The sequence below is a fragment of the Dictyobacter halimunensis genome, from assembly GCF_036245075.1.
Window position 1 is genome coordinate 902,531 of the sequence record NZ_BSRI01000001.1, and the last position, 17,385, is coordinate 919,915.

The 17,385-nt window shown below is 56.0% G+C and carries 2 protein-coding genes; both read left to right on the forward strand.

What is annotated here, in order from left to right; translation table 11 throughout:
* Positions 1–212 precede the first annotated feature (212 nt).
* A complete protein-coding gene (locus tag AABA21_RS03785; protein WP_338247653.1) occupies positions 213–1,433 on the forward strand; it encodes a cytochrome P450 in 1,221 nt (406 codons plus the stop codon).
* Between the two features lie 165 nt (positions 1,434–1,598).
* Positions 1,599–17,141 carry an amino acid adenylation domain-containing protein gene (locus tag AABA21_RS03790; RefSeq protein ID WP_338247654.1) on the forward strand — a complete coding sequence of 5,181 codons (15,543 nt, stop codon included), beginning with the start codon at positions 1,599–1,601 and terminating at the stop codon, positions 17,139–17,141.
* Positions 17,142–17,385: the final 244 nt, after the last annotated feature.

Below are 17,385 nucleotides of genomic sequence, written 5' to 3' on the forward strand. Positions count from 1 at the left end.
GAGTACTCCTGGGTATTCTAGCTGCGGCTCAACGTACGCGGTATCCTCAGCACACAATACGCCCGGCAAGGGTAAAAAAAATACGCAATGGAGAGCATGACAGAGACTCCTCAGATTACTACAATGAAAAATGATGGGAAATATATTTTTTCAATTAGTTTGAGTGCTTCACGTGATAAGCGTAGACATGCTTGAAGAGGAGTAGAGCCATCATGACCATTGCCAATAGTCATCAACCGTTTAGCTTTTCTGCCCTCAAACGAGGATATGCCAATCCACATAAACTCTATGATGATCTGCGTGCGACCGATCCGATCTATTTTGATGCGTTGAGCCAGTGCTGGATAGTAACAGGCTATGCAGAAGTTGTCGCTATCTTAGAGGATGAACGCTTCACCTCTGATCTGGGGACCTATTCCCCCAAATCGGCCATGGGTTGGGACGCGGTACAGGGCACGCTGAGCCAATCGGTCTTTTTTAAGGATGGCATCGAACATCAGCGGGCCAATCACTATCTCCTCAGACATATCGCGCAAACAGCCAGGCGCTTAACCAGCGATATCCAAACCATTGTCCAGCAACGCTTCTCGACCCTGGCTCCTCATGGATCGATGGATATCGTCAAAGATTTTGCGTCAGCCATCTCCTTTTCGGTGACGCTGCGCGTCCTTGGCATCGATATCCATGAGCATCAGAAATTCATGCGCTACCTGGGCTATTCAGAGACGATCTCGGATATCGCCAGTGGCTTCCCCGTTGGCAATGCGCAGGATCTTACCGCATTGATCTCTTTCCTGCGGCAGCACGTGGCTCAGAAGAAGAAGACGCCCGGCGAAGATCTGATTAGCGCCTTTCATGCGGCCCCCGAAATTTTTCCTGATGAGGAGGCGGTACTCTCCAGTACGGTGATGATCCTGACCGCCGGACACGTCACCACGAAAAAACTGATCGGGACAGGTACAGCCAAAATACTCGATCGCTGGCCCCAGTTACAGGCGGAATTCGTCCAGAATCCCGCTCTCCCCAAACTGATCTGTGAAGAGGCCTTACGCATGAGCCCTCCAACTCGCTATATCGCGCGCTGGGCCCGGCAGGACGCGGATCTGTCGGAGCAGTTCCCCGGTTCCCATCATATCCGGCGCGGACAAAAGGTGCTCCTCTTTTTGGAGGCGGCCAACTATGATCCGAAGTATTTTGAGAACCCGAAAGAGTTTAATTATGCCCACCGCCCGGTAAAACATGTGACCTTTGGCTTTGGAAAACATCGTTGCCCCGGCGCCTCGATCGCGCGCATTGAAGCCCATGCGTCACTGCAGAGACTGCTTCAACTTTCACACCTAAAAACGGACCCTGCTCATCCAGCAATCATGAATCCCAACCCAATTCTCGGCGGATTCCGTTCCTGTCCGGTGACATTTGATCCACACCCATAAGCATGACCCTGCTTCAACAGGAGTGATGATGAGATGGACAGATTAACGGAGGAACTAACATGTGCCCTAACAGCACGAGCGCTATGCTTGCACATACAGCATACGTACCTGATCAAGCACAATGGAACAGCTATAGCTCTATAGACGCGGAGGGTGATAAACCTTATGAATAGCATGCATAATCCAGGCAGAGAGCCAATCGCGGTAATTGGTATGGGGCTGCGCTTCCCCGGTGCAAGTAGCCCACATGAACTCTGGCAATTACTGCGCCAGGGAAAAGATATGATACGCGAGGTACCTTCCGAGCGTTGGGATATCGAGCAGTTTTACGATGCGGATATCAACACACCAGGAAAGATGAATAGCCGCTGGGGCTCATTTCTCGATCACATTGATCAGTTTGATTGGAAAGCGTTTGGTATTTCACCTCGCGAGGCGAAATATCTCGATCCACAGCATCGCCTGCTGCTTGAAGTGGTCTGGGAGGCGTTTGAAGACGCGGGCATCCCCTTTGAGGAGGTGGTCCAAAGCCAGACCAGTGTGACGATCGGGCAGGTCTGGAATGACTATCTACGCATGCAGAGCAAGGATTGGTCCAGATTAGATGGCTCTACTGGATTGGGGGCGATGTCTTCGCTCGCCAGCAATCGTATTTCCTATGTCTTTGATCTGCAGGGGCCAAGCATTACACTCGATGCGGCCTGCGCTTCCTCGCTGGCGAGCATCTATTATGCGTGCCAGAGCCTCTGGTTGGGAGAATCAAAGCTGGCGATCGCAGGTGGCGTCGAGCTGATGCTCTCTCCCGATAGCTCAATTATGCTGTCAAAGCTGGGCATGCTTTCACCCACTGGGCGCTGCCGCGCCTTCGATGCAAACGCCGATGGCTTTGTGCGCGGTGAGGGCGCAGGTGTCGTCATCCTGAAACCACTCTCGCAGGTGCGTAGATCCGAACGCGTCTATGCTATCCTCACCGGCATCGGCTTGAATCACAATGGCCATAATGAGTGGATCACGGCCGTTAATCCAGACGCGCAAGAAACACTGATGCAGCGCACGCATGCTCAGGCCGGGATCGACCCTAATGAGATTGACTATATCGAGCTGCATAGCGCGGGTCTGCCAAAAGGCGATCCGGTCGAGGCGCAGGTCCTGGGTACACTCTGGCACGGCGAGCGAGCTATTGACAATCCCTGCCGCATCGGCTCGGTCAAAACAAATTTTGGACACCTGGGCGCGGCCTCGGGTATGGCAAGCTTTATGAAGGTGACGCTCTCGCTTTTCCATCGCGAGGTCTTTCCTACCCTCCATCTGCAGGCACTCAATCCCGCTATCGACCTGGCCGCCAATGGACTTCAAGCGCAGACATCGTTAGCGACCTGGCCCGCTAAAGAAGGGGTGCCAACCGCGGCCCTCACCTCGGTTGGACTCTCCGGCAGCAATGCGCATGCCGTTCTTCAGGCCGCTCCACACTCTGAAGAAAAACAGAGAGGGCATTCTTCTGCCACAAGTTATCTCTTACCACTCTCGGCACGCTCAGCAGATGCCCTGGCACAGGTTGTCAAAGACTATGCGCAATTCCTGGCTGCCCGTGATACACAGGGACCGGCCCTGCATGACCTGTGCTCAAGCGCTTCTGTTGGACGGAGCCATCATGCGTATCGCCTGGCCTTCCAGGGCGCAACAATGCAACAACTAGCGGAAAAGATACATACCTTCCTGGCAACTCCCGCTGGTCAGGCCCAGATCAAAAAACATACCCGGCAACGGCCCACAATCGCCTTCGCCTCCGGTCAGGAACCACAAAAGAACTGGCAGGGTTTCTGTAAAGCGTTGCTGCGCGAACCCGCTTTCTACCGCATTGTATCCGAAAGTGATCGCCATCTCCACAACCTGACTGGCTGGTCCCTGCTGGCCTATCTGGATGATGTCGTCCAGGAAGAGGAACTTTCCGCGCAGGCCGCCACACACATTGGAAATTTCGTGCTCCAGGTAGGGCTAGCCCAGCTGTGGAATACGTGGGGAATCACACCCGATACCCTGATCGGGGCTGATCAATTCCTGGCTCAGGCTATTGCGCTGGCGATTGAGGGAAAGTCCCTGGCTCCGGTACTACAAGCGCTCTGCCAGCACGATCAGCACATCCTCCCACCGATGCAGGCAGACGATTCGATACCGCTTGAGCCTCCTTCCCTCCCCATTATCTCCAGCGCCGAGCTAGCGCAGCGACCTGGATCAAGCTGCACACTGGTGCTAGAGCTCAACGCATGCTCTGAATTCCTGAGCTCATGCTCAAACAATGAAGAGCTCAATCATTCGATCATAGTTCTGTCCTCTCTGGGAGATGTCAACCCATCCGCCTATCGCGACGCCCTGTTAGAAGTTGTCAGTATCTGCTACCAGCAAGGATGCAGCATTCAGTGGTCCCATGTCTATCCAGAACCATTTCAGCATGTCGATCTACCACAGTACCCCTGGCAGCGCAAACGCGTCTGGCTGGATTGGCTGGACCAGGAAGAGATTAATACCGCACCAGAACAGAAGAGATCAGAGAACCAATCCTCAACTGAGCACCCGCTGCTGCACTCGTATACGACCCTGGCCTATCCGGCCAATACCCACCTCTGGCAGATCCACCCACTGCGGCATGACACCAGTCTGCCCACTACTAGCCTGACAGACGCACAATTGGAAGAGGTTTATACGAATCTGCTGCTGGCCAGTGCGACATCACTGGCCCCGATCGGACAGGCTCTCCATGTAGGCAAACCAGTCCTGCATAAGACGGAGCAACCAGATCACGCCAGATCGGGACAACTCCTGGCGACCATCAATGAGCAGGAAGCAACATTCCAGTTCTTCTGGCAAAATGCTGACTCCCAGTGGGAGCTCTATGCCAGTAGCCAGGCGGCGCTTGTCACGCTGGTAGAGATAGAGGGGAATCTTCCGGCAACAAAGACCACCTTACGCGATCAGCTTGAGGTGGCCTCAGATACAGAGAGGCCGATGCTGCTCTTGCGGCATATCAGCACACTGGTGGCGCGCCTGCTAGAGCTTGAGGAAGTTCCAGAGCTGCAACCAGGCGATGCGATCTTTGCCCTGGGCCTGGATTCGCTGACCGTCTCACAGTTAATCAATAGCTTACAGAAAAGCCTGGAGTGCGTGATCCCCTTTACCCTCCTCTTCAGTAGCAGCACTCTGGAAAGCTTTATCACTGCCCTGCTCCGGCGGCTGTTCGCACCCGAAGAAGATCAGTCCATGGCTTCCGCGCCAGACCAGGTACAACTGGCGGACGCGAAGGCGGGAGCGCTCTCCTTTGCGCAACAGCGGCTCTGGTTCCTGGAAAAACTGACTCCCGGCACCAGCGTCTATAATGAGCATAGCGCCTTCCGCATCCGTGGCAATTTACAGGTCGCGGCACTCAAAAAGAGCATTGATGAGTTATATCGGCGCCACAGCATGTTGAATATGACCTTCCATGAGCACGATGGTGAACCGGTACAGCTCTATACACCAGGAGCCGGAAGGGGGCTCACCTATATACCGCTCTCACATCTGCCTGAGGAGAACCGTGAGACTACAGCCATGCAGTTGGCAGAGCAGGCCCTCAGAGAGCCCTTCGATCTTGAGAACGGGCCACTCGCCCGCTTCTGCTTATATGAGATAGGAGCAAGCGACTTCATCCTGCTCATCGTCTTTCATCACTTAATCGGCGATGGCTGGTCACTGGGTATCCTGTATAAAGACCTGCAGCAATGCTACACGGGCTATATCACAGCACAAGAACCCGCCTTGCCCGCGGCGTCTGTTACTTATCCCGACTTCATCAACTGGCAGCGGCAGTGGCTACAGGGACAGACCCTGGCAACGCAGGAACAGTACTGGGTCCAGCAACTGGCCGACGCACCTGCGATCCTGGAACTGCCTACCGATTATCCTCGCCCGGCGGTACTGGAAACCCATGGCAGGCATCATGTCTTTAGCCTATCAAAGGAGCTCACACAACGCATCCGCGCCTTAAGCAAGCAAGAAGGGGTCACCGTCTATATGACCTTGCTCACCGCGCTGCATATCTTGCTCGGTCGTTATAGTGGACAGGAGGATGTGCTGGTCGGAACCTCGCTGGCGAATCGCTCGCGACCCGAAATCGAGGATGTGGTGGGGCTCTTTCTCAATAACGTTGTGATGCGTGGACGCCTGCAAGGAAACCCTTCATTCCAGCAGTGCCTGAAGCGAACAAGGCAGACCGTCATTGAGGCCTTCCAGCATCAAGAGATGCCATTTGAACAGCTGCTGCAGGCATTGCAGGTGCAGCGTGACCTGAGCCGCTCACCACTCTTCCAGGTGCTCTTTGTGCTTCAGGATAACGCATGGTTCGATCTTACGCTGCCTGACCTGCAACTGCAGACCTTTGAGCTAGAAAGCAATATCTCCAAGTTTGATCTGTACCTCTCCCTCGCCGATCGCGGTGAGGATCTCTATGGATCGTTGGAATACAATACCCATTTGTTCAAACCAGAAACTGTCGCGCGCATGGTTGAACATTTCGTCGTCGTGCTAGAGGCTATGACGATGCAGCCAGAACAGGCCATCACGACCTTCCCGTTCCTCACGCTCAAGGAGCAGCAGCGAATGCTGCAAGAGTGGAATATGACAGAGGCATCCTATCCCCAGGAGAAAACGCTGCCCGATTTGATCGCACGCCAGGTAAATCTCCATCCGGACGCGATCGCGCTGGTCGATCAAGGTCGGCAGCTGACCTATGCCCAGTTGCAGGCGCAGGCTCAGGACCTGGCATATCACCTCGCGCAGGTCGGCGTTGGCACAAATCAGCTGGTCGGGCTCTATCTGCCTCGCTCGATCGAGATGGTGGTGGGTATCCTGGCAACCTGGATGGCCAATGGCGCCTACCTCCCGCTCGATACCTTCATGCCAATCGAGCGCCTGTCAACCATTCTCGCTGAAGCCCGGCCAGTCGCCGTGCTGACCATGTCCAGCCTGCGCCATGATCTCCCCGCCGACCCGGCCTATATGATCTGTCTGGATAGACCGTTGTCAGAGCAAACCATGGACCTGGTGCCGCCACTGCCTGCCCCATCTGATCCGCAGCAGCTGGCGTACGTGATCTATACATCAGGTTCAACCGGCAAACCCAAGGGGGTCATGATCAACCACCAGGGGATGATCAATCATCTCTACGCCAAGATTCACGCCCTGCAGCTCGGGCCGGCAGATACCATTGCGCAGACCGCCTCCCACTGCTTTGACATCTCGGTCTGGCAATTCTTCGCTGGCCTGCTCAGTGGTGGACAGGTGCATATCCTGCTCGATGAAATTGCGCACGATCCAACCTCCCTGCTACAAGCGATTGAGCAGAGGCAGATCACGATCCTGGAAACAGTGCCCTCGCTGCTGCGTTCCCTGCTGGACACGCATAGCTCCAATGACCTGGCGCAGAAACCGCGCAGTTTACGCTGGCTCCTGGTGACGGGTGAAGCCCTGCCAGCAGAGCTGTGTCAGCGCTGGTGGCAAGCCAATCAGCAGGTACCACTGCTGAATGCCTATGGCCCCACCGAGTGTTCGGACGATGTGACCCACCTGACTATCAAAGGTGAGCCTGTCACTACATCTGCGGTCATGCCACTTGGACAGCCGCTCGCCAATACGCAGCTCTACATTATAGATGCCTACTGGCAACCGGTTCCGGTGGGAGTGGCCGGTGAGCTCGTGGTTGGCGGCGCAGGCGTAGGCACAGGATACCTGAACGATCCGCGACGCACCGCCCAGTCATTTGTGCCCGATCCATTTAGCCAGCAGGCTGGTGCTCGCCTCTATCGAACCGGCGATCTCGCCCGCTTCCAGGCGGATGGAACCATCGAGTTCCTGGGACGCATCGATCACCAGGTAAAGCTGCGTGGCTATCGCATCGAGCTGGAAGAGATTGAGGCGGTACTGCAACAGCATCCAGCTATTCGCGAGAACGTTGTCGTGGTACGCGAGGATGTGCCGGGCAATCAACAACTGGTGGCCTACATTGTCTCCGCGACCGCGCTCATACCAGCACAGGCGGAGCTCCAGACCTTCCTGCGTACGAAACTGCCCGCCTATATGGTTCCGAGCATGTTTGTCGCACTTGAAGCGCTGCCTTTAAGCTCCAATGGCAAGATAGATCACAAAGCGCTGCCAACTCCAGCGTATGGGCATGAGCCAGAGGATGTCGATGCTATGCCCCGTACAGAGCTCGAACAGGTGCTGGCCGAGATCTGGAAGGCATTGCTGGGGCATGCTCGGGTGGGTAGATACGATAACTTCTTTGAGTGCGGCGGCCATTCCCTGCTGGCAACGCAGTTGCTCTCGCGGGTGAGAGATCAGTTGCATATTGAGCTACCATTGCGCAGCCTGTTCCAGGCTCCAACGCTGACGGCGTTCGCCACCTTGATCGAAAGCCAGCAGCAGATAACGTCCCAACAGGTACCACCAGCGATTGAGCCTGTCAAACGAGATCCGCAGCTGCCGCTCTCGTTCTCCCAGCAACGGCTCTGGTTCATGGATCAACTGGCGCATGAGAGCGCGACCTACAATCTCTGTGTCGCGATCCGCCTGAGCGGCCAGGTCGATATCGCGGGACTAGAATATAGCTTGCAGACCATCGTTCAACGCCATGAGGCGCTGCGTACCGTGTTTCGCGCCACCCAGGGCAATCCGCTTCAGGTCATCCTGCCATCGATCTCCCTCGGTCTGGAGGTCGTCGATCTCACGCAGCTTGAAGAGGAACAGCGGACAGCCACGCTGGAACAGCTGATGCAGCTCCAGGTGCGCAAGCCATTTGACCTGGCGAAAGGCCCCCTGCTGCGCACCCACCTGTTCCAGGCGGCCGCACAGGAATACGTCTTCCTGCTCACCATCCACCATATCGTCTCTGATGGCTGGTCACTGGGGGTATTCATTCGCGAGTTCAGTACGCTCTATAACGCCTATCTCGCACAACAAGCAGAGGTCCTGGCCGAGCTGCCCATCCAATATGTCGATTTCGCGGTCTGGCAGCGCACATGGATGGATAGCCAGGCCCTGCAATCCCAGCTGAGCTACTGGAAAGAGCAGCTGGCAAACGTCCCGACCCAGCTTGAATTACCAACGGATCATCCACGACCGCTGGAGCAGACGTTTAGCGGCTCGCAGATCAATTTTACGCTCTCCGAGCAGTTGACGAAGGCGCTTCAGGAGCTGAGCCAGCGCGAAGGGGTTACGCTCTTCATGACCTTGCTAGCCGCCTGGCAGGTCTTGCTCTATCGCTACAGTGGTCAGGAGAAGATCGCTGTCGGCACAGGCATCGCCAATCGCGATCGCGCCGAGATGGAGAACCTCATCGGGTTCTTCGTCAATACGCTCGTGATGTATGCCGATCTGGGTGGGAATCCACGCTTCCAGGACTTCTTGCAGCAGATCCGTCGGGTCTGCCTGGATGCCTACGCCAATCAGCACGTTCCATTTGAGCAGGTGGTTGAGGCAGTCCAGCCAGAGCGCCACGCCGGGATCTCACCCCTCTTCCAGGTGATGTTTGTGCTACAGAACGCCCCGCTGTCCGATCTGCATCTGCAAGGCGTAGAGGAGCTGGAGTTTCTGCCGGTCAACACCGGGAGCGCCAAGTTTGAGATCACGCTATCACTGATGGAGACCAGACTGGGTATAACCGGCAACCTGGAGTACAATTCAGACCTGTTTGAGGAAGAGACGATGCTTCGTCTGAGCGAACACTATCGCATCTTGCTGGAAAGCATTGTGGCAGATGTTCAGCAATTCGTTGCCAACATCCCAATCTTGACCCAGCAGGAAGAGCGGTTGCTGCTTGGAGCATGGAGCACAACGCCGAGCGATTATCCACGGCAGCACACCATTACAGCCTTGTTTGAAGAGCAGGTGGCGGCAACACCGGACGCGGTCGCCCTGAGCTGTCAGGGCCAGGAAATGACCTATCGCGAGCTCAATGCGCGCGCCAACCAGCTGGCCCACTATCTGCAGGCTCAGGGAGTCAGCAACGAGACGCTGGTGGGACTGAGCATGGCTCGCTCCGTGCCGATGGTCGTCAGTATCCTGGCGATTCTGAAAGCGGGCGGGACCTATGTGCCACTCGACCCCAGCTATCCACAAGAGCGCCTGGCGTACATGCTTGAGGACACCCATCTTTCACTGATCCTGAGCAACTATGAGTTTGCCTCGCAGCTTCCAGTCGATGAAAGACAGCAGATTATCTGCGCTGAGGAATACGATCTGCTCCTGGATGGACTCTCACAGGAGAACCTGCAACACCCTATCGATCCGGAGCAGACGGTGTATGTCATGTATACCTCTGGCTCAACGGGACGGCCAAAGGGGGTAAGCGCCATCCATCGAGGGGTGTTGCGCCTGGTGCGCAACACCAATTATGCCACCTTTAGCGCGCATGATGTCTTCCTGCACCTGGCTCCCAGCTCTTTTGATGCCTCGACATTAGAGTTATGGGGCAGCTTGCTCAACGGAGGTCGCCTGGTGCTCTTCCCGGCTCATACCCCCTCGCTGGAAGAGCTGGCGCAGATCCTGCACGAGGAGCAGGTCAGCGTCCTCTGGCTCACCGCGGGTCTGTTCCATCAAATGGTTGAGCATCAATTGCCCGCTCTGGCCGGCCTGCGGCTTCTGCTCGCTGGTGGTGATGTTCTGGGCGTGACGCAGGTACAGAAAGTATTGCAGCAGAATAGCCATTGCACACTCATCAATGGCTATGGCCCGACCGAGAATACGACCTTCACCTGCTGCTATCCCATGCAGAACGTCGAGCAGGTTGGAACGTCCGTGCCGATTGGGGTGCCCATCAGCAACACCACCGTCTACCTGTTGGACGAGTGTATGCGGCCCGTTCCCATCGGGGTGGCCGGTGAACTGTATACCGGGGGTGATGGCCTGGTTCGTGGCTATCTCAACCGGCCGGAGTTAACGGCGGAACGCTTTGTGCCCGATCCCTTCAGCACAACTGGAGCTCGCCTCTATAAAACGGGCGACCTGGCCCGCTATCGCGGCGATGGCACCATCGAATTTATTGGCAGACGGGACAACCAGATCAAGATCAGAGGCTTCCGTATCGAGATTGGTGAGATTGAAAGCATCCTGCTGCAGCATCCAGAGATCGTCGATGGGACAGTCATTGTTCATACCGACGATATGGGAACCAAACGCCTGGTCGCCTACCTGGTTCAGCAAAGCCCGCTATCGGCACAGGAGATGCGCAGCTATCTCAAAGAGATCCTTCCAGACTATATGATACCAGCCTGCTTTATCACCCTGGAGACGTTGCCGTTGACGAATAATGGCAAGATAGATCGCCGCGCACTCCCTGAGCCAGCATTTGGTCAATCGCAGGAGGAGGAGTCCGCCGCTGGCCAGAACGATGTGGAAACCCTGCTGGAGGAACTCTGGTGCCAGGCGCTGGGTATACCGAGTATCGGCCTGCACGACAACTTCTTTGGCTCCGGCGGAGACTCGATCCTGAGCATTCAGATCGTAGCGCAGGCCGCGCAGCACGGGATACGCATCCATCCCAAGCACTTTTTCCAGTATCAAACCATTGCAGAGATGGCTCAGATGATCAAGGAGCAGCAGGCCAGCGCCGCATCGCAGGATGACGGTGCCCTGACCGATACAGACCAGGTTGAGGGAGAGGTAGCGCTCACCGCGATTCAGCGCTGGTTCTTTGACCTGAACGTACCGGTGCATCACTGGAATCAAGCAGCCATCCTGCGGCTCTTTTATCCCATTGAACCAGAGATTATCGAACAGGCACTCGCCTATCTGATATCCCATCACGATGTGTTGCGCACACGTTTTATCCAGGATGGGGACGGCTGGCGCCAGGAGATCAGTGCTGGCGAGACCTTAACTTCATCCGTTCTGTGCCAGGTGATCGATATCTCAGATCTCTCGCCCCAGGAGCAGGCACAGGCGCTGCTCACTTACACGAAGGAGGCGCAGCAAAGCCTGAATATCGAGCATGGTCCCTTGATGCGTGTCCTGTACTTTAAACCAGGGGCCAACGAGCAGGTGCGCCTGTTCATGACGATTCACCACCTTGTCATCGATAGTGTATCCTGGCGTATCCTCCTGGAGGATCTGCAGAATATCTGCGAGCAGATTGAGATGCAGCAAGAGATCCAGCTCCCAGCGAAGACGGCCTCATTCCAGCAATGGTCGCGGCAGATGCAAGAGTATGCCCAGAGCGAGGACTGCCTGCAAGAGCTGGCGTACTGGCAACAGCAGGGGCAAAAAATCATCGCCGAGATCCCAATCGATAGGGGCAATGGTGAAAATACGGTTGCCTCGGCGCATACCCTGGAGGTCGCGCTCACGCAGGAGGAGACCCACGCCCTCCTCTATGATGTGCCGCCACGCTACCATACCCATATGAACGATATCCTGCTGACAGCGCTAGCGCGTACTCTCACCCGCTGGAGTGGGAAAGAAGAGGTCAGCATTAACCTGGAAGGTCATGGGCGCGAAGACCTATTCGGGCTCGACGTCTCGCGTACGGTCGGCTGGTTCACCAGCATCTACCCTGTCCACTTTGACCTCAGTGGATGCCATACCCTGGATGCCACCATTAAATCCGTGAAAGAGCAGCTACATACCGTGCCCCGGCATGGTATCGGCTACGGCCTGCTCCGCTACCTGGCGCCAGAAGCTGTTCAGGACACGCTGGCAAACTTCGATACACCGATGATCAGCTTTAACTACCTGGGACAATTTCATCACGTGCTTTCTGACGATCAGATGTTCGCGCTCTCCAAAGAACAGTTCGGTTCTGACTATAGTCCGCCGGGCCGGCGTCGCCAGTTGCTGGATGTGGCCTCGCGCATCATCAATGGCAAGATCCAGTTCGAGTGGACGTACAGTCAGAACATCTATGATGCGGAAACGATCAGCGCCCTCGCCGAGGAACTGATGTCTACGCTGCGCGCGATCATCGAGCATTGCCAGCAACCGGAGGCTGGTGGCTATACGCCCTCAGACTTCCCCCTGGCTCTACTCACGCAGCCGCAGATCGATCTGCATCTCAGCCATAGTCAGCAGATTGAGGATATCTATCCACTGACCCCTTTACAGCAAGGGTTGCTCTTCCATTCGTTGTACGAGCCTGAGCATGGTGACTACATCATTCAGGTGGGTATGATCTTTGATCAGGCCTTTGATGAGCAGGCTTTCTATGATGCCTGGACACAGGTGATCCAGGACAATGCTATCTTGCGCACCAGTTTCTGGTGGAAGGGACTGATGGAGGCTCACCAGGTCGTCCATCAAGATGTTCAACTGCCGGTGGAGCGTCAGGACTGGCGCCACCTTAGTGTTGAACAACAGCAAGAGCGCATCAAAGCCTATTATGAGGCGGATCGGTTGCGAGGCTTTCAGCTAGCCCAGGCACCATTGATGCGCCTGTTCATCGCCCACCTCAATGATGAGGAGTATAAGGTGATCTGGACCTACCATCACCTGCTGCTCGACGGCTGGAGCCTGCCGATCGTCCTTGAATCATTCTTTAAGGCTTACGCGGCTCTGAGCAAACAGCAGGAGGTGCGACCAGTCAACCGACCACCGTACCGCGAGTATGTCCGCTGGCTGCGTCAGCAGGATATGCAAAAGGCCCAGGAGTTCTGGACGGAGTCGCTGCGCGGCTTCTCGTCGCCGACCACTCTGGGTATCGATCATACACAGGTAGAAAAGCAGCCAGCTGGCTATGGAGAGCATGCTGATCTCCTCTCGGTGGCGACAACCCGCTCCCTGACCCTTCTGGCACGCCGCGAACATGTCACGACAAATACACTGCTTCAAGCCGCCTGGGCGCTGTTGCTCAGCCATTATAGTGGCGAAAGCGATGTCGTCTTTGGCGCGGTCACCTCAGGGCGTACGGCGACGATCACAGACATTGAGAAGATGGTGGGGCTGTTCATCAATACCCTCCCGGTGCGTGCCCAGCTCGACCCACAACTCTCTGTCAATGCGTGGCTGCATACGCTCCATGAACAGCAGACCGACGTCTTACAATACGCCTATACACCCCTGACACAGATCCAATCGTGGAGCGCGCTCCCGCATGGCACCCAGCTGTTTCAAAGTCTGCTCGTCTTTGAGAACTATCCGCTCGACGCTAATGCGATCAGTGGCCAGGACGAACACATCGCCAGGGCGCTGCAGAGCACAAAAGTCATTGAGCAGACGAGTTATCCGCTAACCCTGATCGTCGTACCGGGTCAGCAGCTCAACCTCAAAGTGCTCTATGACCGCGAGCGTTTCGCACCCGAGGCAATCACCCGCTTGCTGCAGCACCTGGAGCAGATACTGTTGGAGTTTACCAGGAAGGCCAATCGCCCGCTGACAGAGATCCAGCTCTGGACCAATACAGAATATGAGCAGGTCAAAGCGACGCTCGCGGAGACCACGCGCTCATTCCCTGCCGGCCAGAGCTTAGCGGAGATCTTTGAAATCCAGGCGGAACGAGATCCCTTTGCTCCCGCCGTCATCTGTGAACATGAAACCCTGAATTACCAGGCATTGAACCAACGCGCCAATCAAACGGCCATGTACCTGCGCCAGCTTGGTGTTGGTCCCGATGTCAACGTTGGCCTGTGTGTGGAGCGTTCGCTGGAGCTGATCGTTGGCATTCTGGCGATTCTTAAAGCCGGAGGGACGTATGTGCCGCTGGACCCGACGTATCCACCGGAGCGCCTGGCGTACATCCTTGAAGATGCCAACATCTCGATCATCCTGACCCAGGAGCACCTCAGGCAGAATCTGCCGATCATCAGTGAATACGTCATCGGACTGGATACCATTTATCCACTGCTCTCGCTGGAGAAGGCGTTTAATCCAACGCACACGACCGATCCAGAGAACGCGGCCTATATCATCTATACCTCTGGTTCAACCGGCAATCCAAAGGGCGTGGTCGTATCGCATGCCAACGTCGTCCGACTCTTTACCGCCACCGCGGCATGCTATAACTTCGATAGCCATGACGTATGGACGTTGTTCCACTCTTATGCCTTCGATTTCTCGGTCTGGGAGATCTGGGGTGCCCTGCTCCATGGTGGTAGCCTGGTCGTCGTCCCATTCTGGATCAGTCGTTCACCGGAGCTGTTCTATCAGCTCTTGCATACCCATAAAGTCACGGTGCTCAATCAAACGCCCTCGGCCTTCAATCAATTGATCCAGATTGAACATGTGGCAGAGCAGCGTAAGCAATTAGCGCTACGACTGGTGATCTTTGGTGGTGAGGCCCTCGAACTCCAGAGCCTGCGACCCTGGTTCGCCATCCACGGCGACCAGCAACCTCAACTGGTCAATATGTATGGCATCACCGAAACCACCGTGCATGTCACCTATCGGCCAATCCAGGAGAAAGATCTGGATAGCAATTGTGGCAGCGTCATCGGCCAGCCGATCTCTGATCTTCAAGTCATCATCATGGATCAGTATAGGCAGCCAACTCCGATCGGTGTAGCCGGCGAGATGTATGTGGGCGGGGCGGGTATCGCGCGCGGATACCTCAACAGGCCAGAATTAACGGCCCAGCGCTTTGTGCCGCACCCATTCAGTAGCGAGCCCGGCGCCCGACTCTATCGCTCCGGCGACCTGGCACGCCGCTTACCCAGTGGCGATATCGAGTATCTGGGGCGCATCGACCAGCAGGTCAAGATTCGTGGCTTCCGTATCGAGCTCGGTGAGATCGAAGCAATGATCGGCATGCATCCGGCGGTCCAGGAGAATATCGTCCTGGCGCGCCAGAATCGGATGGGTACCAAACAACTGGTCGCCTATGTCGTCCGCCAACAGGGCAAGGAGCTCAATGAGGAGGAACTCCAAAGCTACCTGCAAACCAAGCTGCCGCACTATATGGTGCCTTCGACCATCGTGTTCCTGGCCGCATTACCGCTCAATCACAACGGGAAAGTCGATCGTCAGGCGCTCCCCGATATCGATAGCATCGTACAGGAGGGCGAAAGAGACTATGTTGCGCCACGCAACGATGTCGAGCAAAAGCTCGCCGATGTCTGGGCTGAAATCATGCACCTGGAGCGCGTAGGTATTCAGGATAACTTCTTCTCGCTGGGCGGAGATTCCATCCTGAGTATCCAGATTATCGGGCGCGCCAATCAGCTTGGCCTCCACCTGACTCCCAAGCAGCTCTTCCAGTATCAAACGATCGAGCAGCTGAGTCAGGTCGTCGAGCAGAGCTCGATGGTAGAAGCTCAGCAGGACCCGGCCGTCGGCCCGGTGGCGTTAACGCCAATCCAGCGCTGGTTCTTCGCGCAGCAGCAACCTCATCCAGAATACTGGAACCAGTCTATCCTGGTATCGCTCACAGAGACCATCGATCAAGACCATCTCAAACAGGCTCTGGCGGCATTGCTCACCCACCATGATGCGCTACGCTTACGCTTTACCCAGGAAGGCGCGGACTGGCAACAGTACAATGCTGAGCCTGACGAGGAGCCAGCATGCGACTACATCGATCTGTCTACCCTCCCAGAAGAGGGACAGCAGCGCCAGATGCGAGCGATCGAAGCTCAAGCCCAGGCGTCATTGGATATTGAGCAAGGTCCCCTGTTGAAAGCTGTCTACTTCCATCTCGGCCAGGCTCAGGCACCCGATCAACTGCTCCTGATTATCCACCACCTGGCGGTGGATGGAGTCTCATGGCGCATCTTGCTCGATGATTTGCAGACCGCGTATCAACAGAGCAGCCAGCACAAACCCATTCAGCTGCCAAAGAAAACCACCTCGTTCCAACAGTGGGCCGAACACCTTGTCACGTATGCCAGCTCAGAACAGGCCCGGCTCGAAGCTGACTACTGGCTGCGTGAAACAAGCGGTTGCGACAGATCGATTCCGGTTGATCATGTTGCCGATGAGCAGGGACAGGACATTGAACAGGTTGAAGTGACGCTTTCAGCCACCGAAACGCGCCTGCTGCTGGAGACGCTGCCAGAGATCTATCATACCCAGATCAACGATGTTCTGCTCACAGCCTTAGCACAGGTGCTGGCACCATGGAACAAGCAGGACGATGTATGGATCGACCTGGAAGGTCATGGTCGTGAGGAGCTCTTCACAGATGTTGACCTCTCGCGTACCGTTGGCTGGTTTACCTCTATCTTCCCGGTCAAACTGACGAGCTCGCTCGCTTCCAGTACACTCGAAACGCTGAAGCAGACCAAAGAGCACTTGCGCCAGATACCGCAGCATGGCATTGGCTATGGGATCCTGCGCTACCTTAATCAGGCGGCTCAGTTGGGTCAGGAGCTGCAGCGGCGCCCACAGCCACAGATCGTCTTTAACTACCTCGGACAGCTGGACACACCGTCCGCGACAACGGGAAGTCTCTTCAGCCATCTGAGGCCATCCCAGGGTCCCACTCAACACCAGACCAGTAAACGGAACCACCTGTTGGCCATCAACAGTCTGATTCAAGCGGGTGAGCTCCATGTCGCCTGGGAGTTCAGCCCCCAGATCCATAACCGTGAAACCATCGTAGAGCTGGCAAATGCCTATCTCCAGGCCCTCCAGGCCATCATCGCGATGGCCCAGACCACGCAATCCGAGACCATCTATACGCCGTCCGACTTCCCCGATCTCGAAGTCAGCCAGGAAGAACTGGAGTTCCTGCTCTCCGAAATCGATCTCGACTTGTAGACAGTGGCCGCCCGTGTGGGTGGCCACTTCCTATATCTCAGCCTATATGAGAGTGGTGCCCCGGTCGCGTTACGCGACCGGGGCACCACTCTCATATAGAGGCACAGATCATCCCGGATTTTTCAAAAATCCCCAAAGAGGTTCAGCGAGATTCACCGGGGCTAGCCGCCCCGGTGAATCTCGCTGAACCTCTTTTCATGTGGTGCCGCCGTCGGCGGCACCATATGGGGAAAGCAAGCCTGGT

Bases quoted from the DNA above. Each gene is read 5' to 3' on its own strand.
- AABA21_RS03785 (WP_338247653.1), top strand. From the start codon at position 213: ATGACCATTGCCAATAGTCATCAACCGTTTAGCTTTTCTGCCCTCAAA.
- AABA21_RS03790 (WP_338247654.1), top strand. From the start codon at position 1,599: ATGAATAGCATGCATAATCCAGGCAGAGAGCCAATCGCGGTAATTGGT.